21 protein-coding genes are annotated in these 24,501 nt (G+C 52.2%); 6 read left to right on the top strand and 15 right to left on the bottom strand.

Annotated features, from left to right (window positions below; genetic code table 11):
* Positions 1-12: 12 nt before the first annotated feature.
* Positions 13-543, bottom strand: coding sequence for a DinB family protein (locus RUDLU_RS0117115; RefSeq protein ID WP_019989629.1), 531 nt, complete (start codon positions 541-543; stop codon positions 13-15).
* A gap of 160 nt (positions 544-703) precedes the next feature.
* Here RUDLU_RS0117115 and RUDLU_RS0117110 point away from each other — a divergent pair, with 160 nt between their 5' ends.
* Entirely contained in the window at positions 704-1,255 is a 552-nt protein-coding gene (locus RUDLU_RS0117110) for a DUF4136 domain-containing protein (protein ID WP_019989628.1), read from the top strand.
* Between the two features lie 84 nt (positions 1,256-1,339).
* Here RUDLU_RS0117110 and RUDLU_RS0117105 read toward each other — a convergent pair whose 3' ends face one another.
* The gene (locus tag RUDLU_RS0117105) at positions 1,340-2,053 is read right to left on the bottom strand and encodes a response regulator transcription factor (RefSeq protein ID WP_019989627.1); all 714 of its coding nucleotides are present in this window, start codon (positions 2,051-2,053) and stop codon (positions 1,340-1,342) included.
* A gap of 224 nt (positions 2,054-2,277) precedes the next feature.
* Here RUDLU_RS0117105 and RUDLU_RS0117100 point away from each other — a divergent pair, with 224 nt between their 5' ends.
* A complete protein-coding gene (locus RUDLU_RS0117100) occupies positions 2,278-3,426 on the top strand; it encodes an AI-2E family transporter (RefSeq protein WP_019989626.1) in 1,149 nt (382 codons plus the stop codon).
* 37 nt (positions 3,427-3,463) lie between these two features.
* Here RUDLU_RS0117100 and RUDLU_RS0117095 read toward each other — a convergent pair whose 3' ends face one another.
* Together RUDLU_RS0117095 and RUDLU_RS0117090 are read right to left on the bottom strand one after the other, a co-directional pair.
* The gene (locus RUDLU_RS0117095) at positions 3,464-4,111 is read right to left on the bottom strand and encodes an LON peptidase substrate-binding domain-containing protein (RefSeq protein ID WP_019989625.1); all 648 of its coding nucleotides are present in this window, start codon (positions 4,109-4,111) and stop codon (positions 3,464-3,466) included.
* Positions 4,112-4,126: 15 nt separating this feature from the next.
* Entirely contained in the window at positions 4,127-4,603 is a 477-nt protein-coding gene (locus RUDLU_RS0117090) for a gliding motility lipoprotein GldH (RefSeq protein WP_019989624.1), read from the bottom strand.
* 112 nt (positions 4,604-4,715) lie between these two features.
* Between RUDLU_RS0117090 and RUDLU_RS0117085 the strand changes: the two genes are divergently transcribed.
* A complete protein-coding gene (locus RUDLU_RS0117085; protein WP_019989623.1) occupies positions 4,716-5,078 on the top strand; it encodes a BlaI/MecI/CopY family transcriptional regulator in 363 nt (120 codons plus the stop codon).
* 1 nt (position 5,079) lies between these two features.
* On the top strand, positions 5,080-6,786 hold the full coding sequence (locus RUDLU_RS28830) for a M56 family metallopeptidase (protein ID WP_019989622.1): 1,707 nt from the start codon (positions 5,080-5,082) through the stop codon (positions 6,784-6,786).
* A gap of 29 nt (positions 6,787-6,815) precedes the next feature.
* Here the strand turns inward: RUDLU_RS28830 and RUDLU_RS0117070 are convergent, their stop codons facing one another.
* The 7 genes from RUDLU_RS0117070 to recQ form a co-directional block, all read right to left on the bottom strand.
* Entirely contained in the window at positions 6,816-7,208 is a 393-nt protein-coding gene (locus tag RUDLU_RS0117070; RefSeq protein ID WP_211220214.1) for a hypothetical protein, read from the bottom strand.
* A gap of 1,284 nt (positions 7,209-8,492) precedes the next feature.
* Positions 8,493-9,017, bottom strand: coding sequence for a hypothetical protein (locus tag RUDLU_RS27625; protein WP_044129525.1), 525 nt, complete (start codon positions 9,015-9,017; stop codon positions 8,493-8,495).
* Between the two features lie 647 nt (positions 9,018-9,664).
* On the bottom strand, positions 9,665-9,982 hold the full coding sequence (locus RUDLU_RS0117045) for a hypothetical protein (protein WP_019989616.1): 318 nt from the start codon (positions 9,980-9,982) through the stop codon (positions 9,665-9,667).
* Position 9,983: 1 nt separating this feature from the next.
* Positions 9,984-10,796, bottom strand: coding sequence for a hypothetical protein (locus RUDLU_RS0117040; protein ID WP_211220213.1), 813 nt, complete (start codon positions 10,794-10,796; stop codon positions 9,984-9,986).
* A 425-nt stretch (positions 10,797-11,221) separates the two neighbouring features.
* On the bottom strand, positions 11,222-12,379 hold the full coding sequence (locus RUDLU_RS0117035) for a PSP1 domain-containing protein (protein ID WP_083940591.1): 1,158 nt from the start codon (positions 12,377-12,379) through the stop codon (positions 11,222-11,224).
* A gap of 99 nt (positions 12,380-12,478) precedes the next feature.
* Positions 12,479-13,765 carry a phosphoribosylamine--glycine ligase gene (gene purD, locus RUDLU_RS0117025; protein WP_027303152.1) on the bottom strand — a complete coding sequence of 429 codons (1,287 nt, stop codon included), beginning with the start codon at positions 13,763-13,765 and terminating at the stop codon, positions 12,479-12,481.
* Between the two features lie 107 nt (positions 13,766-13,872).
* Positions 13,873-16,089, bottom strand: coding sequence for a DNA helicase RecQ (gene recQ, locus RUDLU_RS0117020; RefSeq protein WP_019989611.1), 2,217 nt, complete (start codon positions 16,087-16,089; stop codon positions 13,873-13,875).
* A 314-nt stretch (positions 16,090-16,403) separates the two neighbouring features.
* Here recQ and RUDLU_RS0117015 point away from each other — a divergent pair, with 314 nt between their 5' ends.
* Positions 16,404-17,372 (top strand): KpsF/GutQ family sugar-phosphate isomerase, encoded by a 969-nt coding sequence (locus tag RUDLU_RS0117015; protein ID WP_019989610.1) that lies wholly within the window; start codon positions 16,404-16,406, stop codon positions 17,370-17,372.
* 60 nt (positions 17,373-17,432) lie between these two features.
* On the top strand, positions 17,433-18,614 hold the full coding sequence (locus tag RUDLU_RS0117010) for an ATP-binding protein (RefSeq protein WP_027303151.1): 1,182 nt from the start codon (positions 17,433-17,435) through the stop codon (positions 18,612-18,614).
* A gap of 57 nt (positions 18,615-18,671) precedes the next feature.
* Here RUDLU_RS0117010 and RUDLU_RS0117005 read toward each other — a convergent pair whose 3' ends face one another.
* From RUDLU_RS0117005 to RUDLU_RS0116990, 4 genes are all read right to left on the bottom strand, one after another.
* Complete coding sequence (locus RUDLU_RS0117005; protein WP_019989608.1) at positions 18,672-20,333, bottom strand: ArnT family glycosyltransferase; 1,662 nt, start codon at positions 20,331-20,333, stop codon at positions 18,672-18,674.
* A 9-nt stretch (positions 20,334-20,342) separates the two neighbouring features.
* The gene (locus tag RUDLU_RS0117000) at positions 20,343-22,157 is read right to left on the bottom strand and encodes a MutS-related protein (RefSeq protein ID WP_019989607.1); all 1,815 of its coding nucleotides are present in this window, start codon (positions 22,155-22,157) and stop codon (positions 20,343-20,345) included.
* An 11-nt stretch (positions 22,158-22,168) separates the two neighbouring features.
* Positions 22,169-22,582 carry a Fur family transcriptional regulator gene (locus RUDLU_RS0116995; RefSeq protein ID WP_019989606.1) on the bottom strand — a complete coding sequence of 138 codons (414 nt, stop codon included), beginning with the start codon at positions 22,580-22,582 and terminating at the stop codon, positions 22,169-22,171.
* Between the two features lie 81 nt (positions 22,583-22,663).
* Entirely contained in the window at positions 22,664-24,484 is a 1,821-nt protein-coding gene (locus RUDLU_RS0116990) for an ABC transporter ATP-binding protein (protein ID WP_019989605.1), read from the bottom strand.
* Positions 24,485-24,501: the final 17 nt, after the last annotated feature.

Below are 24,501 nucleotides of genomic sequence, written 5' to 3'. Positions count from 1 at the left end.
CTTTGGTCTGTATCAGAACAGTTTTTCGTTCGGGGGTTTGATTCCCTTCATCCGAATGTAAATGGTTGTCTGGCCCCGGTGGTGGGTCTGGTGTTCAAACCCTTTCGCAAAAGCCAACTCGCGCGACATCTCGTTCTTGCCAAATTTGACCGTTTCGGCCATTTGGGCATCCGTTGTGCCTTTCAGTGCATCGATCATAAAATCGTAGCTGTCCAGCACTGCCTTACTCAGGGCCGCTTTAGTTTTCAGCTCCTCCATTTTCTCCATCTGCTTGCCGGCCATCGGGTTGGCTTTACCCGTAGCAATGGAGCCAAACAGGTAATTGCCGCTGGCCAGATGCAGCATCTGCTCAGCGAAGCTCCGAATCTCCGGTGTCGGCTTGAAGTTGGTACCCTCTTCGGGCATCGCGTCGAGGTATTCTTTCGTGTATTCTTTGGCTCGTTGCCATTCGGTAAGCTGCTGGCTTACACCCGTCATGGGTCGGTAACTACTCAAAACCGTTGTAACGGCAAGCAGCAAAAAGGGGAATAAAAGGCGTTTCATGCGATAAAGAGTCTATTTTCCGTTCAACGTACGAAAAATATCCCACATCTCTTAGCTACATACCGGCCGAGTTCGGGAAAGGCAAAAGCCGAATGCCTGAGCCGGCGAAGCCTGCACAAAAACCGGCCGCCGTTTGTTATCCATCAAACGAATCTGCGTTATGAAACAAGCAATCAATATAGCCATAGCCCTGTTGCTGACGGGGCTTATATCGGCCTGTTCGCCCTACCGGGTTATTCGTAATCAGGCCGACAAAGGGGCTAGCTGGTCGGCCTATAAGACATTTGCCTTTATCGATACGGCTGGCATTGCCCGAACGCCCCGCCCTACTTACGGAGCGGCTATGGAACAGATAAAACAGGCCGTAAAGGCTCAACTGCAAAGCCGGGGCTACCAACTCACGACCGACAACCCCGACCTGCTGGTCAACCTCGGGGCCGTTGTGCAGGAGAAAACCCAAACCCGCCAAACTACCATTCGTGAAGCGCCCGTGTATATGGGACAGCGCCGGTACAGTTGGCGTAGTCAGGAGGTGCCGGTGAGTACCTACGAAGAAGGCACCGTAAACCTGCACATCGTCGATGCGCAGAAAAATGCACTCGTGTGGGACGTGGCCGTATCGAGCGTACTGACGCGCCGGAGCCTGTCGGCCGAGCAAATTGAGCAGGCAGTGGCCAAAGTCTTTGGAAAATTTCCGGGCAAAGCGGATTAAAAACGGTCCATTCCACTTGCCGAAAGCACAATCGGGCGACTCAGGGGTGAGTCGCCCGATTGTTGTAAATTTATATACCCAGCCTCAGGCTTGTTCGGGTTCATCGGTAAACATGTACCCAACGCCTTTGAGGGTTCGGATGTAGGTTTCGCCAATTTTCTCGCGGAGCTTGCGGATGTGCACGTCGACCGTGCGTTCGAGCACGTAAATGTCGGCACCCCAAATCCGCTGTAGCAACTCCTCCCGGCTAAACACCTTGTTGGGGTGCTGGGCCAGAAAAAACAGCAGTTCAAACTCTTTTTTGGGTAACACCACCGATTTTTCGCCGAAGTTGGCCGAGTAATTCTGCCGATTGATGGTCAGGCCCGCAATTTCGATCCGGTCGCCGGGGTCAGCTTTTTGAGCCTCGCGCCGAAACAGAGCGTTGATCCGGCTCATGAGCGCGCGGGGCTTGATCGGTTTGGTGATGTAGTCGTCGGCCCCAATATCAAAAGCCGCCACCTCCGAGTACTCTTCCGACCGGGCCGTGAGGTACAGAATATACGTTTGCCGGAGTTCGGGAATCGTCCGCATTTGCCGCCCGGTTTCTATACCGTCGAGTTGCGGCATCATGATATCGAGCAATACAAGCTCGGGTATGTACGTACGGGCAACCTCCAGGGCTTTGAGGCCGTCCATGGCGGTACGCACCTCATAGCCTTCTTTTTCCAGATTGTATTGAAGCAACTCGACCAGATCCGCGTCATCGTCAACAACCAGAACGCGGTGAGCAGAAGTAGATGCTTTGGTAGGATTCATCAGCAAGCCGATTGAACAGATAGTGACCCGAAATTAGGGCGTACTATGCGTATTTTATCACGATTAGGTGAGTCTTAACATAAAGATAACAGATTTTTGCCCCCTAACTCAACGCCCAAACGGGTAAATATGCTCTGCCAGATGCTAATAATTTCTGGCCTATGTGGCTTATTCGCAGTTAGTATCGCAAGTACATCCTGGTACCGCCATTCGCACGCACATTTATGCAAAATCGCTCTCCTGAAATTCAACTCCCCCCCTACGCACGCCTGACGTGTATCCTGATCTCGCTGGTCATTATTGTCTATGGCCTGTCGGTGCTTCAGGAAACACTCGTCCCGTTGGTATTTGCGGTCATGTTTTCGGCTATCCTGTTCCCCTTATGTCGGCGGCTCGAACGGTGGGGAGTGCCCCGGGTGGGCGCTATTCTCATTTGTATTACGCTCGCCCTCGGCGTTCTGTACGGGTTGTTTTATCTGATCAGCATTCAGATCGGTAATTTTACCCAGGAAGGCCCCCGGCTCCTGAAACGGGCCAACCAGATTCTCGATCAGCTTCAGCGGTACGCCGATACGCACAACATCGACCGTCGGCGGGTGGTAGCCGAAGTACGCAAGTACCTCAACTCGTCGCTCGAAAGTGCCGGTACCGTACTCACCTCTACCCTGCTGGCTACCACCAATACGTTATCGACCATTGCGCTGCTGCCTTTATTTATTTTCTTCTTCCTGCTTTACCGCGACTTTTTCAAGTCGTTTTTCTACAAGATTTTCGGGCATACCCGCAAAACCAAAGTCGACGTGGTATTCAGCCAGATTTACACCGTTGTGAAAGACTATTTGGTTGGGCTGGTGCTGGTTATCATCATCGTCGGGATTCTGAACACGGTGGGTCTGCTCATTCTGGGCGTTGATTATGCCGTGTTTTTCGGCTTCTTCGGGGCCTTTATGATCCTGATTCCGTACGTGGGTATCGCCATCGGGTCGGTGCTGCCCGCACTGTTTACGTTGGGTACTCACCCCAACCCGCTGGTGGCCCTGGGGGTGGTGGGGGTGTTTCTGTTTGTGCAAGTGCTCGAAGGCAATTTCATCACGCCCTACATTGTTGGCTCCAAAGTGAGTATCAACCCACTGGCGGCCATTATTGTCCTTATTTTATGGGGGCAGTTGTGGGGGCTCCCGGGCCTTATTCTGGCCCTGCCGCTAACGGCTATTCTTAAGGTTTTGTTCGATGCTGTCGACGACCTGAAACCTTACGGATTTCTACTGGGCGAGGCCGAAAAACCCCGCCCCCCCATCAAAAATATTCAGGAACTTACCGACCAGCTCCCCGAGCGAGTCCGCCGAATTGGTCGCTCGGATGTGAAGAAATAAAAGAGCCGCCCCGGCGTACCGGGGCGGCTCTTTTGGGTTAAAACTTCAGCGGGTCCAGATTTTTGAAGTGTCCATTCATACGGATGCGCTGCTTGGTCCGCTCCATTTCCGACACCACCGGAATTACCTTCGTCAGGTGGTCAATCAGGTACTTTTGTCGTTCGGCTTCGGTGGGCAGGGTCAGCAGTTCGTATTCCTGCTCAATAGACAGCCCCACTTTGTGGCCTACCCGGTACGAAAGTGCCGGTTCATCGGGCCGAATCTCATCCGTTTCGATCTGAAGCAGATCGTACAGGCGTTCGAGCAGGCCCAACAGCTGCTCCCGATGTACGCTGAAAAGGTCAGACGGCAAGTCGCTGCCCGGCCCCACCAGGGTTACGTCGCCCCCGGCGTATAATTTACCCGGTACCGGATTGGTAAAGTTTAGCAGTTGAAACACACGGAGGCCTTTCGTCTTGATGTCCATCCGGCCGTCTTCGTACCGTTTGTGCAGGGTTGTTATGTGGACCTCAGTACCGTACCCAGGCAGTTTATTATCGATAAAAACAGGAATACCGAAGGTGGTTTGCCCCTCCAGACATTCGTTGATCAACTGGCGATAACGAGGCTCAAAAATATGCAGGTTGAGGTCTTCACCCGGAAACACAACCAGGTTCAACGGAAACAAGGCAAGTTTTTTCTCCATAGGTAGGTCGTCAAACTATTTACCGGCTTTTTCCACCGAAATACCCACACTCAACACATCGGGTAGCGGATTTTGGCGCATGTACTGCTTGATACGGATGGTGTACTGCCCCGGCCTGGGAAACTGATAATTAGGCTTGATAAGCACTTTGTGATCGAAAATATCGCCCAGACCATCGCCACGAGGCTCGCCTGTTTTGGGGTCCATCAGAATCAGTTCGTCGAGCCGCGACTCAATCACGCGCCCGCTCGAATCGCTCAGGTAGCGCGTCAGATACAGATTGTAGTACGGATACGACAAGGCATTCCGCAGGTTATAGTACACATTGTAGCGCTGCGTGGCGTCATCGATCCGAAACGTAAATGCCGGGGCGTGGTTCACAAACCATTTGCCATCTTCAATGTCTTCGTACTCACTATAAACCGTATTGGTATCACAGGCCGTTAGCCAGACCGTTAGCAGGAGCACAAGCAGGCCCAATCGATGTTTCATTCCCTCCATGAGTTTTCACAAATCTACCATCTGGTACGTCCGCTTGCAAACTATAAGAATAGTTCTAACTTTGCTCTGGCAGCGAAGCTGTTGGAACAAATCGGATGACCCCATGGAAAAACTAACGGCAAAAGAAGAAGAAGTAATGCAGGTGCTCTGGAAATTAGAGCGCGCTTACGTCAAAGATATGCTTCCGTACTTCGATAACCCACCGTTGCACTACAACACGGTATCGACCATTATTCGTAATCTGGAAGAGAAAGGCTATGTAGGCCACCGGGCGTACGGCAATACGCACGAGTACTACGCCATTATCGAAAAAGAAGACTACCAGAACCGCTTTGTGCTGAAGCGCGTGGTAGCCGATTATTTCGACAATTCGTACAAGAATCTGGTAAGCTACTTTGCGCAGAACGAGAAAATCTCGGCCGACGAGTTGCGCGAAATTCTGGCCCTGATCGACAAACAGAAATGAAATGGCACCGCTCAACTACGTGCTACAGGCCAATCTGATCCTATTGATTCTTGTGCTGGCCTACAGCGGGCTGGTTGGGCGTACTACCCGGTTTCGGCTCAACCGGGTGGTGCTTTGGCTCCTTGTACTGGCTGCCATAAGCTTGCCTATAGCCCGATGGCCTCAGGTGCAGCCCGAGCCTATACGCCGGGCCGTGAGCCGGACAGCCGATGTACTTCGGGAACCGCTCCAGGCCGTTACCCCCACTCAACCACCGGTATTTTTCCGATTCCCGGACGAGAAATCGTATCCGGCCTCGTTCAACCCAACACCCCAACCCAACTGGGGCACTCTGGCCTGGTGGGCGTATGGTCTTTTCACACTCGGGCTGGCTCTTCGGCTAATCCGGCGGTTGATCCGGCTGCGGGTGCTCATCGAAACGGGTACCTGGACCCCCTATCCCGACTTTACACTGGTGCAGGCCCCGGTCGACGACCCGTTTTCGTTTGGGCGGTTTGTAGTGCTCGACCAGCATCGGTACAGCGCTTGTCAGCTCGAACAGATTTTGCGGCACGAGCGGGCACACGTAAGCCAAAACCACACGGCCGACGTGTTGCTGGCCGAGCTTGTCACGCTGGCCTTTCCGCTCAATCCGGCGGCTTACCGCTACCGGCAGCTGGTGCGGCAAAATCTGGAATATCTGGCCGACGAAACCGTACTGGCCGAGGGTGTCGATGCGCGGGCGTATCAGTACAGTTTGTTGCAGGTAAGCCTCGGCACTACGGCCTCGGCACTGCCCAGTCGCTTCAACGAGCCGTCGCTGGCCGACCGCATCCGAATGATGCTCCGACCCCGGTCGGGGACCTGGAGCTGGGCGCGGTATTGGGGGCTGGCGGGCGTGCTGGGCGTGGTGGTGCTGGTACTGTCGCTGCGCGAACTCGACTCAACCCCATTGCTGACCCCGCCACCTGCCAACGCCCCCGACTGCCCCGAGATGAACTGGCTGGCCTTCACGTTTAACGCCGATAAGGAAGAGTGGAGTGGCAGGCTCATTTTTCGGGACGGCCGCACCCGAGGCAAGTTACCCAATATTAATGTGATCGGGCTGACGAACAACCATCTTACAGTCACCGAAGAGTACCGGTACAATACCGACGTATTCATTAACTGCCAACCTGCTTCGTTGGCCGATCTGAGCCGGATTGAGAGCGAATTTATCGACGAGCTGTACGTGTATGAACAGGCCCCGTACTCCGAACGAAGCGCCGATAAGCCCTGGCGAATTGTGGTACAAACAAGCCCCCGCGCTATATTTCCGAACCCCACCCGAAATCAGTTCCTTACCTTTTTGCAGGCTGCGACCATCAGCCCCAATCCGTTGGGTAAACAGGATTCTTTTTCGATGAATGACGTGCTCGAAGCCACCTTTTTTCACCGCAAAAACGTGCTGGTGGAGCGCACCCAAAACGAGCACCTGAAACTTTACGACGACCTGGTAGCCCATACCGACGTGCTGATCAACGGCCTGCCCGCGTCGGCCAAAGAGGTGCAGGCCATCCACGTGCGGGAGGTTGATAAACTATACACGGCCGAGCGTCATTTTGCGCTCTGGTTCCGGCCCGACAGCCCCGCCAAACGGTTTGTGCTGTCTATCGAAACTAGCCCCCGCCGGGCCAAACGCGACAGCAGCTACTACGTGTTCAGCCCGTTTTATTCGGGGGATTTTTGAGGCTTTGTAGCGGGTTTTCGCCGAGCGTCTTAAAATGCGCGTAGCCGGGCGTCAATTCCGTTGCGGGGGGGCGCGCCGAAAATAAAAACCTCTACCTGCCCCTCATGTTCTTTTTGGGGTTTAAAGGAGGGGGCCTGACGTACTGCCAACACGAGTGAGTCGGGCGACAGACCGCGCCAGTAAGCAATTGACTGCTTGAATATTGTTTTTCCTTCGAGCACAAGTCGCTGGGTATCTGCCACGGCTATCATCGGGCGTTTGATTTGCCTGGCAAGAACCTGTTTCAAGGAGTCAATTAACCCGTTTCGGTTAGGGTACGTAAACAGGTAGTTGGTTACGCGTCGATCATACAATGCGGTTTCGGGCTGTTGCTCACTGTCATAATCGCCTGTTTCGTAGATAAACTCCAATCGTACTGTCACGCCTGAAGGAAGCCGGGTGTAGTAATGACCGGGTGCCTGAAACTGTAGTTTTTGCTGGCGGGTGGCCTCCCCAATAGTCACTGGAAACGTCCATTCCCGCCCCTCATAGTACAGTTTTTTTGGGGCTGACTTTGTATCAACGCAAGCCATTGAAAGGCCAACCACAAACAGAAGAGGTTTCAGTGAAAAAGGTTGTTGCCTGACCACATTTTTCTGTAAGAAAATAGCTGTAATTAAGTTCATTAACCCGCCAGGACGGGAAGCCCTATTGCCAAACTAATGCATCACAGGCCCTATGGCCCCTTCTGTATCATGGGAGCAGGAAACTTCTGTTGGCGTTGAATAGCCTTTCGCTTCCAATCCAAACTAAACCAAATTGTAATGGCTGAAACTGTGACAACCAGGAGAATTACAGTAAACCTCATTGACCGTTGGTAAACGTTTTCTTTCTTAGCAAAATATAAATAGCCAAATACGCCCAAAACTATTGATGGCAAAAGGACTACAAAGTTCTCTTTTGTAATATCCCAAATTTCCTGTACTGCCATTTGTTGATGTTTTAAATGTACTTTCTTTAGAAGCATTGCATAGGTCGGCAAGCTCTCTCACAGCTCTGCATCAAGTATCCATAAAATACATCCAACAACAGTCACATAGTGTACGGCCGTGAATATTAACCAAAACACCAATGCTCTCTTCCGATTCTTAATAAAGGACCTGAATACGAAAAAAGTAAACACTGACATCAATATAGATAATATAGAAGCCATCATCCAATACCAATTATTATGCACCATGCAAGTAGCCCAGCAGAATTTAACTGATTTATTTAAGGCGGGTGTTTTTATTATCCCTCCTTTGTCGTGATAACAAAAACACCCGTTTGATTCTGCTTGCTTACTTAAGCCTGGCTTTTGAATAACGTCCAGATTTCCATGTTGCCTCAAGTCTTTGGACCCTGTCAGGTCAATCGTATCGCTTCATTCTCTCACTTAGTTACTTCCTTCCTCTCCCACTTCCATTGCTTGAAGGGTGGTCTATCACGGGACAGATACAGGAAATAACCGAACATTAGCAAGCTCAGTAAGAACATAACTCGCCCATAAACCGAACGAAGCTCCGGCCTCCGTCTTGATAACAAAAGAAAGGCAACATAACTCATAGTAAAACAGACAAAAGCCAATTGCATCACTACAGCAGCAATTGCCATGTAATTCGTACTTAAAATAGTACAATGGCTGTTGAGAGTATAGTTCATGGATCTATTTGTAAGATACTGTCGCTCTAATTACAAGTCCCACACGTACGTAAAGAATCCTCAAAAGTTATAACGGCTAAGTTCCACTCGCTTTCTGCGTTTTGCATAGCTCTGAAGTTTGAACCAGCATCTGCTTCGGCTGCATTCATTTTCGCAATAAACGAACTAGCAGTACTAATACCGCCTAACAATAGTGCAACTGAAGATACACCTAGTGCTCCAATTGGGGTCGCTACAAAAACAGATCCACCTTCGATCACTATTGCTGCAAAACCAATCCCGACAGCCCAACTTTCAAAAAAATCACTTTGAAAGCGACCACTAATCTCATTTTTCTTGCTTAGATAGTCAGCGAAAGCATTGTCTCGTTTAATTCTAGCAACTTCTATTGTTGCCCTTGCTTCTTCCTTACATCTTCGACAGGCATCTTCAGCGGTTTCACTCGGCTCGTAATAACTTCCCCCTCCTCCTCCGCCATCACTTGGGGGCGTATCCTGTTCGATATCCCGCAGATGGGGAGGGTCAAAGTTCTTGTTACCCCCGAACACCACAGCCCCGAAGGGGCGTAACCATAAACAAGTTACACCCCTTCGGGGCTATGCTATTGGGCTTATCGTCTGGGTTAGCTACCGATGTTTGGCCCCTGACGGGGCAACGAAACGGGGGTAACACCAAGACCTTAAACCCAGGGATGATTCATGTCTACTATTTCATTTTTAGCTCCAATTTTGAATCCTGGTCTAATCTGGCCTTTTTAATTTGTTGCCATTGCCAAGAAAACCAAAAGCTAATCGCGAGAATTACGATGCCCATAGCGATAACCGTGTATTTCTGGTAGCGTTGATAAACGTTCTCTTTCCTATCAAAGTGTAGATAGCCAAGTGTAACAAAGACCAGTACTATCAGTATGGTATTACTCTGACTTTTAATTAGTGTCCAAATTTCCATAGTGTTGAACATGAGTTATGGAAAATTGCTGAGGGATAGACCTTCGACAGGCTCAGGCTGGCTTAAACTTGAGAGCCCTCAGTAAGCCTGTTCCTGTCGAAGGTCTATCCCTCAGCAACTACTGATGAACCAGTTGTTTATGTCGAGCACCAAGGATAATTCACGTTGGTTAGAGTCAAACGTTCCCCTAGTTATCAAGATGGGCCGAACGGAAACATCAGTTCGACCCATCTCAGTACAGCGACATCTGTTAGTCACGAGCCTTTTGCTGCGCTTCAAATTCTTTCAAGGCCTTTTCTCTGTAGTAGGGGTGTTCTATTTGATTCAGGATTGTCCTTGTCCTTTCAGCGTAATTATCCTTTACGAAAGGGGGCTTATTCCGATTAAGCCAAGCCATTTCTAGAGCCAAAAAAAGGCCAAGAAATAGCATTACTTTAAGGTAGGTTCCCTCTATACGTTTTGGCACCAGACCTAGCTTCACAAAGATAACGCCTACCATAAATGACATGGGCACTGCTAGAATGATAAGCTTTAACACCCACCAAGTGATTGTCCAATAATTACCCATACTAGTTACATTTAGAAGCACATGCTGATTTCTTCGCTTCGTAATCTCTAATTGCAGAATTAAAAGCTGCTGCTTCCTTCGAAAAGTTCAACTCGATTTCTGCCCGCTTTTGAGCACGACTTCCTTCTTTGTAGTCGTAACAAGCTTTCGCTGCGACTCCTCCTACAATTAGGGCCGCTGTAGACATGGATATCCATCCTATGGGAGTAGATGCAAATGCACTAACCCCCGCCCAAGTTAAAGGTCCTCCACCAGCTCCTAACCATCCAACAATTGCACTGGCAGCTCCTCCTGCTACAGTACCTGCGGAGAAGCAACTCATGATATCATCTAAAATTCCTTTATCTTCTGCTTGTAGCCCTAAATTTCGGTTCTCCTGCGCTCTTTGCCAAGTTCTTGTAGCATCGCTAAAAGCGTTATTTGCAGCCTGATAGCACTCCTGACACTCGCGCTGCCTTGTCTCCTCAGGCGTTTCCCCACTCACTCCGCCCCCGATGGGTTCATTTTCAACGGGGTTTTGCTCAACGGGTGGTGAATTAGGATCTCCGTTTTCGTAATGGCCTCCGGGCGCTCCTCCTCCCCAGCCACCATCGTCATAACTACTACCGGGTTGCACCCAGCGGATCGCACCCATTCCTTGATCTGGCTCACCGGCCTCTGGTGTAACCGTTACCACAGCCGTATCGCCACCCATCTCCGAACTCATCGGCTCCGGGCCTACCGGCAAACGCTCCTCAACATATAACGCCGAACCATCCAACCGGGGTACGACGAGCAATGGATTTGTCTTTTTCTTGCCCAGCAACTTTCGCAACGGTATCTGCACCGTAATCCCCAGAAAAGGGGTCCGGTTACGCCCATCTCGCAGAGCGGGTGGCTCGGCAGACGTTGCGCCCTCACGTAAGGGTTGAGCAAACACATTGCTTAGGGTTAGCCACAACCCCAAAACTATTACAAAGTAGTGCTTTTCATAGGATATAGTTGTTTGGTTTGGGTCAAACTAAACAACTATATCCTATGAAAACAAGTCAATATTTAATTCATTTATTAACCGGTGATTTTATAAAAATATTCTGATGTATAAGTTTAGGTACATTGTTTCGCTCCAATCTACAAGTGAACGAGTTGTAGAAACTCTACCGCTTGTACCTATCTCGCCAGTTCAATGGCCCCAAACCAAACAAAAGCGGGGCTACCCGGCTTTACACCGAGTAGCCCCGCCAGAGCAACGTTTCCCGCTTACTTTTTCACGGGTGGTTTCTTCTTCTTTTTCTTTTTGCCACCTGTCTTGATCGCGTATTTCTTGTCCAGCTGGTCAAGGTCGCTGTTGAGCTCATTGACAGGGATGGCCTCTTTTTCGCCCACGGGCGTCAGCACATCAAACGATTCGGGGATAACCCCTTTCTTGTTCAGCTCGACAATTTCCAGTACGCGCTTGATAGCCAGGGGGTGCCAGGTACTCTCGGAACTGTAGCCAAACCACATAATCTTGCGGAAAATGTCGGTTTTCTGTAGAAAGGCGCGGCCTTTCTGGGTTTCGAGCGGCTTGTCGATAGTCGGGATGTCGCGCAGGGCATCCACGTAGGTATCGAGCTCGTAATTGAGGCAGCACTTGAGTCGGCCACACTGCCCCGACAACTTGGCCGGGTTGAGCGACAGGTTCTGATACCGGGCGGCCGAGGTCGTGATGTTCTTGAAATCGGTAAGCCAGGTAGAGCAGCACAGTTCACGCCCGCACGAGCCGATTCCGCCCAGCCGTCCGGCTTCCTGCCGCAGGCTGATTTGGCGCATCTCGACCCGAATCTTAAACTCACCCGCCAGGGCCTTGATCAATTCGCGAAAATCGACCCGCTCTTCGGATGAATAGTAGAACGTAGCCTTTGTGTTGTCAGACTGATACTCCACGTCCGACAGCTTCATGTTCAGTTTCAGTTCCCGGATAATTTCGCGAGCCCGGTACATGGTCGGCAAGTCGCGGTTGATGGCCTGCTCGTGCTTTTCAAGGTCACGCTGATTGGCAATTCGCTGAATCACCTTCATATCGTCGTTGACCTTCACGTTCTTGCGCTTCAGCTGAAGCCGCACCAACTCACCCTGCATCGACACAGCGCCCATGTGGTACCCCGATGGCATTTCGACCACCACATAATCGCCCGTAGTGAGGTCCAACTGATGAACGTTCCGGTAATATTCTTTCCGGCCACCCTTGAACTTCACCTCCACCACATCCGACTTGATACCCGGTTGAGCCATATCGCTCAGCCAGTCAAACGAGTTTAATTTATTACATCCACCGGTCGAGCAGCCTCCGCTGCCACAGCCTTTCACCGCCGACCCATCGGCAGCAACAGCCGTGCGCGAACCGCACCCACCGGTTGTACATGATTTACATGACATATTTCTTACGAAGTTTACAGTTTTCCGTCTACCGTTTTCAGTTGAATTATGTACAGACCGCTTCGCGCAACCGTAAACTGAAAACCGTAAACTGAAAACTCAGTCCGCGTACCGAATCAGGTCGAGACCGATGTCCCGGCGGTACTGCTTTCCGTCAAACTGCACCGTTCGGGCCGCTTCCTGCGAACGCCGAACAGCATTTTCGAGCGAGTTAGCCACGGCCGTAATAGCCAGCACTCGCCCACCATTAGAAACCACCCGACCGTCGGAATCGGCCGTGCCGGCATGAAACGCCGTCACTTCTTCCAACTGATCTAAGGCCGTAATTTCTTTCCCTTTCTCGTACGCTTCCGGGTACCCCCCCGATACCAGCACCGTGGTTACGGCCGTTTGGGGCGATACCTGAAGGTTAATTTTATCCAGTTCGCCATCGGCTGCCGCCACGAGCAATTCAACCAGGTCTGTCTGAATACGCGGCAGAACTACCTCCGTTTCAGGGTCACCCATGCGGGCATTATACTCAATAACGTACGGTTCGCTCTTTGTATTCATTAACCCGACAAAAATGAAGCCAACGTACCGGATGCCGTCTTGTTGCAACCCCGCCATGGTTGGTTTCACTACTTTGTCTTCTACTTTGCGCATAAACGGCTCCGTAGCAAACACCACCGGCGATACCGCGCCCATGCCGCCCGTGTTGGGGCCTGTATCGCCCTCGCCAATGCGCTTGTAATCTTTGGCTTCGGGCAGAATCTTGTAGTTCACCCCGTCGGTCAGAACAAACACCGACAGTTCGATACCGCGCAAAAACTGCTCAATCACCACTTTATGCCCGGCCTCGCCAAAGCGTCCCTCGGCCAACATATCGCGCAGGGTAGCCTGGGCCTCTTCGACCGTTTCGGCGATGATAACGCCTTTGCCGGCAGCCAGTCCGTCGGCTTTCAGCACAATCGGTAAGGTGTGCGATTCGAGGTAGGTTAGTCCCTCGTTCAGCGTATCAACGGTAAACGTTTGCGAAGCGGCCGTCGGAATCCCATGCCGCTGCATAAACGCCTTGGAGAAGTCTTTACTGCCTTCGAGCTGTGCGCCCTGTGCGTTGGGACCCACAATACGCAGGTGCGCCATATCGGGCTGCTGACGCAGGTAGTCGACTACACCTTTTACCAGCGGCTCCTCAGGACCCACCAGCAACAAATCAATCTGATACTGCCGGATAGCCTCGGTCAATGCCTTAAAATCCGTAACCGAAAAGGGCAGGTTTGTTGCCACACCCGCCGTACCGGCATTTCCGGGGGCAACATAAAGCGAATCGCACAATGGGCTTTGACTCATCTTCCACGCAAACGCGTGTTCACGCCCACCCGATCCAAGAATAAGTATGTTCATTAATGGCTTTGGTTTCCAGTTTGCGGTTTCCAGTTTTCAGTTAACGATCAGGCCACTACTGACGGCCGAGCCAACTGTAAACTATAAACCAAAAACTGTAAACTATTTTAATTAGCTACTTCCGAAAGGAACTTGATCCGCATCAGGCGCAACTCCTGTTCGGTGAAATCTTCACCGGCAAACTGGCGCATGGCTACGGCAATATTGTCGGTTTCGGCCGACATGAAGTAATCAAAAATCTCGTCCTGCCGCTCTTCGTCAATAATCTGGTCGATGTAGTAATCGAGGTTCAGGCGCGTACCTGAGTAACAGATATGCTCAATCTCCTCGACCAGGTCTTCCATCGTCAAATCTTTCGACTCCGCAATCTCGTCGAGGTCAACTTTCCGGTCGATTTGCTGGATGATGAAAATCTTGATCTTCGACTTATTGACCGTCGATTTAACAACAACATCTTTGGCTGTTTCGATCTCCCGATCCTCCACATATTTGGCGATCAGATCAATAAACTGCTTGCCAAATTTTTGCACTTTCCCCATCCCGACGCCGTTGATCTGGGCCATCTCGTCGCGCGTGACGGGATAGGTAGTGGCCATTTCTTCGAGCGAGGGATCCTGAAAAATAACGTACGGAGGCAGCCCTTTTTCCTTGGCTACTTTCTTGCGTAATGCCTTGAGTAAGCCCAGCAGTTCTTCATCGTACGCATTGCCACCGGCCGATGGTTGCACGTCTTTATCATCGTCGGCCTTTCCGTCGGCAATCTGCTGATCGTAATTATGATCGCTGGCCAACGTGAGCGGGTAGGGATCCTCAATGTAGTTCATCCCTTTCTGCGACACGCGCAACACCCCGTAGTTGTCTACATCTTTATCGAGCAATCCGAGAATGGTAATCTGGCGGATCAACGAACACCAATATTCCGGCGACTCGTTAAACTCCCGGCCTTTCCCGTACACCTCAAGCCGGTTATGCTCGTAGCTGGTCACATACTGGTTTTCAGTAGCCGTGAGTACGTGCGAGAGGTGATTTACATCGAACCGCTGATCCGTTTGCAGTACGGCCTGTAGAGCCAGAACCACCTCATCCTGTGCCTTGATCCGGGGAGTCGGCTTGCGACAGTTATCGCAGAAACCGCAGTCTTTCTCGGTGTATTCCCCGAAATAGCTCAACAGTTGCCGCCGGCGGCAGGCACCCAGATTAGCATACGACACCATTTCGCCCAGCAGGTGCTTGGCATTGTCGCGCTCGGTAACGGGTTTGTCTTTATTGAACTTCTCCAGCTTCACGATATCATCGTAGCTGTAGAACATCACGCAGTTGCCCTCCAGCCCATCGCGGCCGGCGCGGCCCGTTTCCTGATAATACCCTTCGAGCGACTTGGGCGCATCGTAGTGAATCACAAACCGAACATCGGGTTTGTCGATCCCCATCCCGAACGCAATGGTCGCACAAACCACATCGACATCTTCATTCAGGAAGGCATCCTGGTTGTTCATTCGGGTCTGCGGATCAAGGCCGGCATGGTACGGCAGCGCCTTGATGTCGTTTACGTTGAGCAGTTCGGCAATATCCTCCACCGTTTTACGGCTCAAACAGTACACAATGCCCGACTTGCCTTTGTTGTTTTTGATGTACTTGATCAGCGCCTTTTTGGCATCTACTTTCGGCTTGATCTCGTAGTACAGGTTTTTCCGGTTGAACGACGTTTTGAAGATGTGGGCATCTTCCATTTGCAGGTTCTTCTGGATGTCGAGCTGCACTTTGGGCGTCGCCGTCGCCGTCAGGGCAATTACGGGCAGGCTACCACTGCCGATATTGTCGACAATGCCCCGGATTTTGCGGTATTCGGGCCGGAAATCGTGCCCCCATTCCGAAATACAGTGGGCTTCGTCGATGGCCACAAACGAGATATTGGCCCGCTTCAGAAAGTCGAGGTTTTCTTCTTTCGTAAGCGATTCGGGCGCAATGTAAAGCAGTTTGAGGGTGCCGTTGAGGGTTTCCTTCTTGACCTTGGTCATCTCCGCCTTCGAGAGCGTCGAGTTCAGAAACTGGGCGTTTATGCCAAAGGCATTGAGTTGATCCACCTGATTTTTCATCAGGGCGATCAGGGGCGAAATAACAATGGCCGTACCGTCGCTGACGATAGCTGGCAATTGATAACAGAGTGATTTGCCTGCCCCGGTGGGCATTATAACAAATGTGTTCCGACCGGCCAGAATATTGTAAATAATGGCCTCCTGTTCGCCCCGGAACTGACTAAAGCCAAAGATCTCTTTTAATCGTTCCTTAAGGGTTACCTGTACGGACTGGTCAACCTGCATCATGCTTTCGCGACGTACAAAAAGTTACTGGTTCTTTTAACTACGCTACCCTCGGTGCTTCCACAATATATTACTGGTAATCAACAACATAATGGATAGCAGACAATCGGATAGTTTGAACAGACAGTTGTCTGACTATATCTTTGTCAGGCCGGGAACGGTGTTTACCCGATAGCCTGAGTGGCTTTGACAGGATCTTAATGGACTTACTGTATCGGTTAAGTCTAAATACAAGCGCCAATAATCCTATATCAAAGTATCACTTTCTAAAGTTAGCGAATTTATATCCAAATCTGTTTCGACAACAGAATCAGAACTTGAAAGTAGTAAAAAATCCGCAAACGATTGCCCGCGAGGTTTTACGGGCCGAAGCCGACGCTATTCAGAAAGCGAGTACGTTTCTGGACGAGCGTTTTGACCAATGCGTGGAGGCTATTATTGCCAGTCGGGGCCGGGTTGTCGTGACCGGCATTGGCAAAAGTGGCCTCATTGGCCAGAAGATTGTGGCTACGCTCAACTCAACCGGAACACCGGCTCTGTTTATGCACGCAGCCGACGCCATTCACGGCGATTTGGGCATGATTCAACCCACCGACGTGGTCGTGGCCATCTCCAAAAGCGGCAATACGCCCGAAATTAAAGTACTGGTACCGCTTATTCACCGGACTGGGGCCAAGCTGATTGCCCTCGTTAGTGAGGCCGATTCGTACCTGGCCCGCCATGCCGATTGTGTGTTGCTGGCCTATGCCGAGCGGGAGGCCGACCCTCTAAACCTCGCCCCTACCACCAGCACAACCGTGACCCTGGCTATCGGCGACGCGCTCGCGATTGCCCTGCTCACGGCCCGCGATTTTACCCGGCAGGATTTTGCCCGCTACCATCCGGGTGGCTCGCTGGGCAAAAAATTATACCTGAAAGTAAGTGATTTGTACCCGCACAACCAGCGACCAACGGTACCGGCCGACGCGCCGATTCATCAGACGATGCTCACCATGTCGGCAGGGCGATTGGGGGCTACGGCCGTTGTCGACGAAGCCGAACAGGTGTTGGGTATTATTACGGACGGTGATGTACGTAGGATGGTGAGCCACCATGATGATTACCGGCAACTGACCGCCCGCGACATTATGACCCCAAATCCGGTAGGTATCGGCCCCGATGCCTACGCCGTACAGGCACTGGAAATTATGCAGGGGCGAAATATTACCCAACTTCTGGTACTGGATGAAGGTCGGCTGGCCGGCTTCGTACACCTGCACGACCTGCTCCGCGAGGGGCTGGTCTGAACGGTGTAGTTATAAAATAGTTTTACTATTTTTAAGGTGCAGCTATAAAATAGTAAAACTATGTTTTTACCACGCGCCATATATCCAGCCTTGCGGGCTCATCTGGCCCGCCCGCAAATTACAGTGCTCACCGGAATGCGCCGAACCGGTAAAACAACACTGTGTCGGCAGTTAATGGCCGATTCTCCGATTGAGCAAAAGCTATATATTGATCTGGAGCGGATTGACAATCGAATTTTGTGGAGCGAGCCAAATTATGAACTGATTTTACAGGCGCTCACGCAGCAAGGTCTGCACGTTGACCAGCCGTTACTGCTGGTTCTCGACGAAATCCAACTGGTACCCAATCTGCCGAGTGTACTGAAGTATTTGTACGATACGTATGCTATTAAGTTCGTTGTGACCGGGTCGAGTGCCTATTATATGAAGAACCAGTTCACCGAATCGCTGGCAGGTCGGAAGAAAGTGTTTGACATTTACCCGCTCAATTTTGGTGAGTTACTACAGTTCAAAGGCATAGTGGCCACGTCACTTGATTGGCCAGAAGCATCCCGGTTTGTACGCTCTGAGTATGAACGGCTCAAAGGGTATTATGACGAATACATCGAATACGGTGGATTTCCTGAGGTTGTACTAACCGAATCTGTTACGGACAAAAAAGACCTTATCAGCGATATCCTCAGCTCGTACATCAACTTCGATATCCGAACGTTGTCAGACATTCGGGATCCGGCCAACCTGTATAAACTGATCAAATTACTGGCTGTACGAACAGGCACAAAACTCGACATCTCGAAGCTGACCAGTCTAATCGGGCTGTCTCGGCCAACTGTCGAAAATTATCTCACGTTGCTTGAACAGAGCTATCTGATCCGTACAATTCCCGTATTGGCCACCAGCCCTGACCGCGAAATTGTCAAAGCACGTAAACTTTATTTTCTGGACAACGGAATTGCCGCGATGGTTGGTGACGCTGGTAGCGGAGCTAAATTTGAGAATGCCATCTTCAACCAACTGCTTCACCGGGGCGAATTGGCCTATTACCAGCTCAAAACAGGCCGGGAAATCGATTTTGTTATCGATCAGGAAATCGGCATCGAAGTTAAGGAAACTGCTGCCGAGGGCGATCTAAGAAACGTGCACTCATTGGCTCAGAACTTAGCCCTACGTCAAACGTATGTAGTTGGTCGCTACCCACTTCGAACATTCGAAGGCTACGTGTGGGGTGGGATGCTTCGTTGAGTAAGCAAAGAGATGACATCTTGTTCAGGAAGATGTCATCTCTTTGCTTACTCAACGCTACTTCCGCTTGAAGAATACGAACCCGTTTTCTTCTTTCACGACTTCCAGATTCGGGTTTTGCCGATACCGGTCGGCGTTGGTGATTTTAGCGATCAGGAACGTCGGCTTGTCGACGGGGCCATTGAGCAGGTATTCCTCGTCGGCTGTACGTGGGTTTACAGGCGGCTTTTTCCCGAAATAGAAATACTGAGCGTAACTCTTGTAGCCAATCGGCTCCACGTACACATCCTGCCCTTGTTTCGACTGGTAAAAGTCAATAACCGTACCCTGGACAATCTGCTCCACGTTGGGCACCACATTCGACGCGAAGAAAAACAGCATCAGAGCCGTACTGCCAAACAGGCCCACGGCTGCCGGGTAGGTATACCGCCGGAGCTGGAGCACACACCCAACTAAGGCTACCATCCAGCTCCCCCCAATAAGCCACTCCCAGCCGCCCCAACTTACCTGAGCCTGTAGGTTAGCCACCGCAAAGGGGTCCTTGATGTACGGAATCAGAACGTCTTTGTGCATACCCACAATGGGGGCCGCTGTCAGGATAATCCCCAACAAAATACCGAGCACCAGCAAGCCCGCCGATAGCCCACGGGGCCACCGCACCCGGCCCGTTGCGAGCGCATACAGGTGGTAAGCCGCCAGATACGATACCGGAAACCAGGCCATCGACGAGTAATGCACAATTTTGGTCCTGACAATTGAAAACACAATCATAACCACCCAGAAGAGAGCCACCATCCACGGCATAAAGGGGGCGTCGGCCCCAGTATTGCGGAGTCGGGTAAGATACCGGATAGCCAGCACCGACATCGGAAATGCCCCCAGCAACACCACCAGAAAATGGTAGTAAAACGGTTGCTCGTGACCCGCGTCGGGCGTGGTGAACAGCACAATCTGATACTTGATAAACTCGACCAGAAACCAGGGGCCGTTTTGCGCCACTTCGAGCCCAAACCAGGCCGTTGTTACGAGTAAGCCAACGGCCAGCATCAGACCCAGCGCTTTCCATGACAACACCGGTCTGAACCCACCCACGGCCCACAATACGCCAAGCATAAGGCCCGGCAGCAACGCCCCAACCGGCCCTTTGGTCAGCACGGCCAGGCCGAGAAACAAGCCAGCGAGAGCAGCATTGGTCAACCCTGTACGCACACCGGCACGATCCTGTAACCCGGCTCCAGCGGCTTTTGACCCGGTTGCCTGCCGGTACAGAAACCATACCCCAACAAAAATGAAAAAGTTGAAAGTGGGGTCGATGATGGCCGTTTTGAAGTAAAAATGCGGGGTAATAGAGCCCAGGTAGCCCAACGCCCACAGAAACCCAAACCGGGCATCGTGCAGCCGCCGACCTACGCCGTACAGTACCAGCAACGTAAGTACCCCCATCACCGCATTCGGAAACCGGGCTGCGTACTCGCCCACCCCGAAAACGTGCATAGCCAAAGCCTGTAACCAGAAAAATAAAGGTGGCTTCTGCCAGAACGGCTGAAAATTGATCTGTACCCGCGCGTAATTGCCCGACACCAGCATTTCCCGCGCTGACTCTGCAAAGTTGATTTCGTCCCAATCAAACAGGTGTACCCGACCCAGGAACGGGAAAAAGAAAAAAGCCCCGAGGGCTACAAGCAGAATCGGGTAATAGCGGGGGTTGATACGCGGCATCACAATCGGTTAATGATTAGCCAGATCCATGTCGATGCCGATCGAACGCATCAGCTGACTGGCGTTGAAACTCTGGCAAATGCCGTCGCGCAGTTGGTAGTCGAACAGCAGTTTGCCGTCGCGAATATCGGACTGGAAATGGAAGTTCCGTACAAAGTGGAGCGGAGTTCCGTCGGGATGAGTAAGCTGCCCCAGTTCGAGGTCGTGCGTGGATACAAAACCCGACGCCGACGTTTTGTGCAACTGCCGGATAAGCGCTTCGGCTCCCCGGTGCCGGTCGGCGGAGTTGGTGCCTTTCAGAATTTCATCCAGAAAATACAGTACCGGGAGGCCGTCGGGCTGCCCCGCCAGCCGAATGAGCGTTTGCAGGCGTTTGAGTTCGGCGTAAAACGACGAGGTACTTTCTTCGAGCGAGTCCTGCGTGCGCATGCTGGTGAAAATGCGCACGGGCGAGATCACAAAGCGCTCGGCACTGACCACGGCTCCGGCCAGCGCCAGGACCCCATTGGCGCCGAGCGTTCGGAGAAACGTACTCTTTCCCGACATATTGGAGCCCGTGATAAGCACCGTTTCGCCGTTACCGTCGACCGACAACGAATTGGCTACGCCTTTGCCGGGCACCAGCAACGGATGTGCCGCCTGTTGAGCCTGTAGAGTCAGGCGGTTATCTTCGACAATGTCGGGGCAGACGTAGGTCGGGTGCGCGTAGGCAAAGCCAGCCAGACTGTTGAGGGCCTCGAGTTCGGCCAGTGCCTTAAACCAGCCGTCGAGCCGGGGGCCGTACTGCTGCCGCCAGCGTTCGAGCCGGATCAGGTAATGCACATCCCACAACACAGGCAGGCCAACAAACAGATAGAAATACGGATTTCGGCGAAAGTTGAAGTTTTGCACCAGCGCCGACAGCTGCCCCACCCGCGCTGAAGCCAGCTGACCGTCGGCGGTCAAAGCGTCGCGTACGAGCCGGAGCCTTTCGGCTTTACCCGTTACCTGTTCAGCATGGGCCAGCAACTCCCGAAACGTACCCAGGGCGGCTGTAATATCGGCGGTTTGCTCGCTCACCTGTTTAGCTCGTTCGCTTACCTGGTTCAACAAGGCACCCGATACGGCAATGGCACCCAGCACCGCCCAGCCCGACACCCAGCCACTCAGCCAGGCTCCCAGAAGGGCGGCCGTCAGCAGCGGCATCAGAAACCGGGCTATGTTGAGGTAAGCCGGTAAGGCCGGAGCCTCGGCGGTAGCCCATTGGCGCAAGGGTTCCACCGGCCGCGCAACGGCTTCGTTCAGGTAAGCCAGACCTTCAAACGTTTGCCGCCAGTTGAGCTGGGGCACAAGTTCATGTGCGGCCTGTTGCCGAAAATGAATGGTTTGGGGCGTGGCGGGTGAGAGTAGCCACTCGGCCAGCCGACGCGTGCCCTCATGAGTATGTGTGCGGTTGAGCAACCGAAACAACGACAGTTTACCGAACACATCGAGGTCGCCTACGTACGGATGCGTGGCACTCCCAAACGAATCGCCGGTTTCGGGCCGCAGAAATCGGCGTTCGAGCCGGGCCAGTTCGTCTTCGTTCACAAAGGCCAGATGGCGGTTCAGGTCGCGGGTGCGCCGGATGGCCATGTGCCGCCTGAGCATTCCCATAAACCCAAGCAAACCAACACCGGCCACGGCCCAGGCTGCGGTAGTTTGATCGGCCGCGCGGAGAGCCCACACCGCCACCACAGCCCCTATAAACCAAACAAGCCGCCAAAGCGCCAGTTGGTTGTATTGACGCTGAGCGGCTTGTTCGGCCTGTAAAAACTGTTGTCGACGGGTGTTGAATGCTTCCAAACCAGCTCGTTTTATTTGTTGCATTCTGAGCAAACGCCCTGAATGAGTAAATTAACTTCCTTTCGGCTGTAGCCAGCCGGCAACGCTACGGCCGGCACATGAATATGATCGAGGCAGGTAGTTTGCCCACAATCTTCGCATTTGAAGTGGACGTGATCGTGGTGATGATGTCCCTGCGCGCAGGTTTCGCGACACAAGGCATACTTCGGATTCCCGCCATCGTCGAGCACTTTGTGCAATATCCCTTTTTCAAGAAACGTGCGCAAAGTGCGGTAAATAGTCACCCGGTCGTGCGAGGGGCCCAGCCCCGTTTCGATGTCGCCGTGCGAAAGCGCATGATCGGCCCCCAGAAACAGGTTGAGTACCTCTTCGCGGCCCTGTGTGTGCCGCAAATCAAAGTTTTTGAGGGTTTGTGCAGCGTTCATTTTTTAAATGGATAATGGAAGATGTACCATGAATAATGAGTAGCCGTCTATCAAAGGGAGTTAGCCGCTCTACATCGTTCATTATTCATTATACATTACCCCCGTTTCAAACTGCAATTTAACCAAATTCGCGTAGAGCCCGTCTTCAACATGGGCCAGCTCCTCGTGCGTACCCTGCTCCACTACCTGCCCTTCGCGCAAGACATAAATCGTATCGACCTTGCGAATGGTAGCCAGCCGGTGGGCAATAATCAGGGTGGTTCGGTTTTGCATCAGCTCATCCAGAGCCTCCTGCACCAGCTTTTCCGACTCAGCATCGAGCGAGCTGGTCGCTTCGTCGAGAATCAGGATAGCCGGGTCTTTCAGAATGGCGCGGGCAATGGCAATCCGTTGCCGTTGACCACCCGATAGCTTAACCCCTCGCTCGCCCACCACCGTCTGAAAGCCTTCCGGAAACGACTGGATGAACCCGTAGGCATTGGCCTTGCGAGCGGCTTCGTGAATTTCGGCTTCGGTAGCGCCGGGCCGGCCATACTGAATATTTTCGGCGATGGTGCCGCCAAACAGCATCACCTCCTGTGGCACCACGGCGATGTTCTGCCGCAGGTGCGTGATATTGAAATCGCTTAACCGACGGCCATCCACCGTAATCTGCCCCTCGGCGGTGTTGTAGTACCGCATAAGTAGCTGCACAATGGTCGACTTACCCGCGCCACTTTGCCCTACCAGAGCAATTTTCCGGCCCGAATCGACCCGCAGCGAAACACCTTTGAGCACCTCAACATCGGGCCGCGATGGGTACGAGAACCGTATATTTTCGAACACCACATTGCCCTTTATCGGTACGGGTAGAGCCGCCTGCTCGCTATCGGCGTCAACTTCCGAATGCTCGCCCAGAATTTCCAGAATCCGCTCCGAGGCACCAATGGTTTTCTGGAGCTGAGCGTACAAATCGCCCATGCCCGCTACCGAGCCACCGATAAACGTCGTATAGACTATAAACGTCAGCAAGTCGGCAAACGGCATTTCGCCGGCCTGCACCAGCGTACCGCCGTACCAAACAACGCCCACAATGCCCCCGAAAAGAGCAAAAATCACAAACGACACAAATGCCCCCCGGAACCGGGCCGCCCGCAAGGCAGTACCCACCACTCGCGCCAGGGCCGAGCCGTACCGCCCAATCTCGTAGCGCTCGTTGGTAAAGGCTTTGACAACGTTGATCGACTGCAGGGTTTCTTCGACCACCACGTTGGCTTCGGCCAGCTGATCCTGCGCTTTCTTCGACAGCGTCCGGATAAACCGCCCGAACACCATAGCCGCAATAATGATTACCGGAAACGTAGCCAGCATAAACAGGGTCAGTTTCCAGGATACGTACAAAATGATTCCCGTACCGATGAGCAGCGTGGCTATCTGCCGGAACAACTCAGCCAGGGTCAGCGTCAGCACATCCTGCAACTGCGACACGTCGGCCGAGATCCGGCTGGTGAGTTCACCCACCCGGCGCTGCTCAAAAAACGGAATCGGCAAGGTTACAATTTTGCTATACGTCGACCGACGCACATCGGCCATGGCCCGTTCGCTCACCTGCGAGAAAAAGTAGATCCGAAAAAACGAGAAAATAGCCTGAGCAATCAGTACACCCACAAAGAACAGCGTAACCTGATTGAGTGTAAACTCCGATTTGCCCTGAATCACGCTCGTAATCTGCCCAATGAGCAGACCAAAACTGAGAGTAGTGGTGGTGGAGAGAATCAGAAACAGAAAGCCCAGCGCGTAGAGCCATCGGTAGGGCTTTACGAACCGGAAAATGCTGATTGCCCGCCGAATGCTCTCGCGACTCAGCGGTTTTTTGTCCTCGGGACTGGCTTCTTCGCCAAAATTTCGTCGTCCTTTTGCCATGTATTTGGTCACGGGTT

Origin of the sequence: Rudanella lutea DSM 19387, from assembly GCF_000383955.1 — a bacterium.
Lineage (GTDB): Bacteria > Bacteroidota > Bacteroidia > Cytophagales > Spirosomataceae > Rudanella > Rudanella lutea.
This window is presented reverse-complemented; position numbering and strand designations above follow the sequence as displayed.

Bases quoted from the DNA above. Each gene is read 5' to 3' on its own strand.
- RUDLU_RS0117115 (WP_019989629.1), bottom strand. From the start codon at position 543: ATGAAACGCCTTTTATTCCCCTTTTTGCTGCTTGCCGTTACAACGGTT.
- RUDLU_RS0117110 (WP_019989628.1), top strand. From the start codon at position 704: ATGAAACAAGCAATCAATATAGCCATAGCCCTGTTGCTGACGGGGCTT.
- RUDLU_RS0117105 (WP_019989627.1), bottom strand. From the start codon at position 2,053: ATGAATCCTACCAAAGCATCTACTTCTGCTCACCGCGTTCTGGTTGTT.
- RUDLU_RS0117100 (WP_019989626.1), top strand. From the start codon at position 2,278: ATGCAAAATCGCTCTCCTGAAATTCAACTCCCCCCCTACGCACGCCTG.
- RUDLU_RS0117095 (WP_019989625.1), bottom strand. From the start codon at position 4,111: ATGGAGAAAAAACTTGCCTTGTTTCCGTTGAACCTGGTTGTGTTTCCG.
- RUDLU_RS0117090 (WP_019989624.1), bottom strand. From the start codon at position 4,603: ATGAAACATCGATTGGGCCTGCTTGTGCTCCTGCTAACGGTCTGGCTA.
- RUDLU_RS0117085 (WP_019989623.1), top strand. From the start codon at position 4,716: ATGGAAAAACTAACGGCAAAAGAAGAAGAAGTAATGCAGGTGCTCTGG.
- RUDLU_RS28830 (WP_019989622.1), top strand. From the start codon at position 5,080: ATGGCACCGCTCAACTACGTGCTACAGGCCAATCTGATCCTATTGATT.
- RUDLU_RS0117045 (WP_019989616.1), bottom strand. From the start codon at position 9,982: ATGGGTAATTATTGGACAATCACTTGGTGGGTGTTAAAGCTTATCATT.
- RUDLU_RS0117035 (WP_083940591.1), bottom strand. From the start codon at position 12,379: ATGTCATGTAAATCATGTACAACCGGTGGGTGCGGTTCGCGCACGGCT.
- purD (WP_027303152.1), bottom strand. From the start codon at position 13,765: ATGAACATACTTATTCTTGGATCGGGTGGGCGTGAACACGCGTTTGCG.
- recQ (WP_019989611.1), bottom strand. From the start codon at position 16,089: ATGATGCAGGTTGACCAGTCCGTACAGGTAACCCTTAAGGAACGATTA.
- RUDLU_RS0117010 (WP_027303151.1), top strand. From the start codon at position 17,433: ATGTTTTTACCACGCGCCATATATCCAGCCTTGCGGGCTCATCTGGCC.
- RUDLU_RS0117005 (WP_019989608.1), bottom strand. From the start codon at position 20,333: ATGCCGCGTATCAACCCCCGCTATTACCCGATTCTGCTTGTAGCCCTC.
- RUDLU_RS0116995 (WP_019989606.1), bottom strand. From the start codon at position 22,582: ATGAACGCTGCACAAACCCTCAAAAACTTTGATTTGCGGCACACACAG.
- RUDLU_RS0116990 (WP_019989605.1), bottom strand. From the start codon at position 24,484: ATGGCAAAAGGACGACGAAATTTTGGCGAAGAAGCCAGTCCCGAGGAC.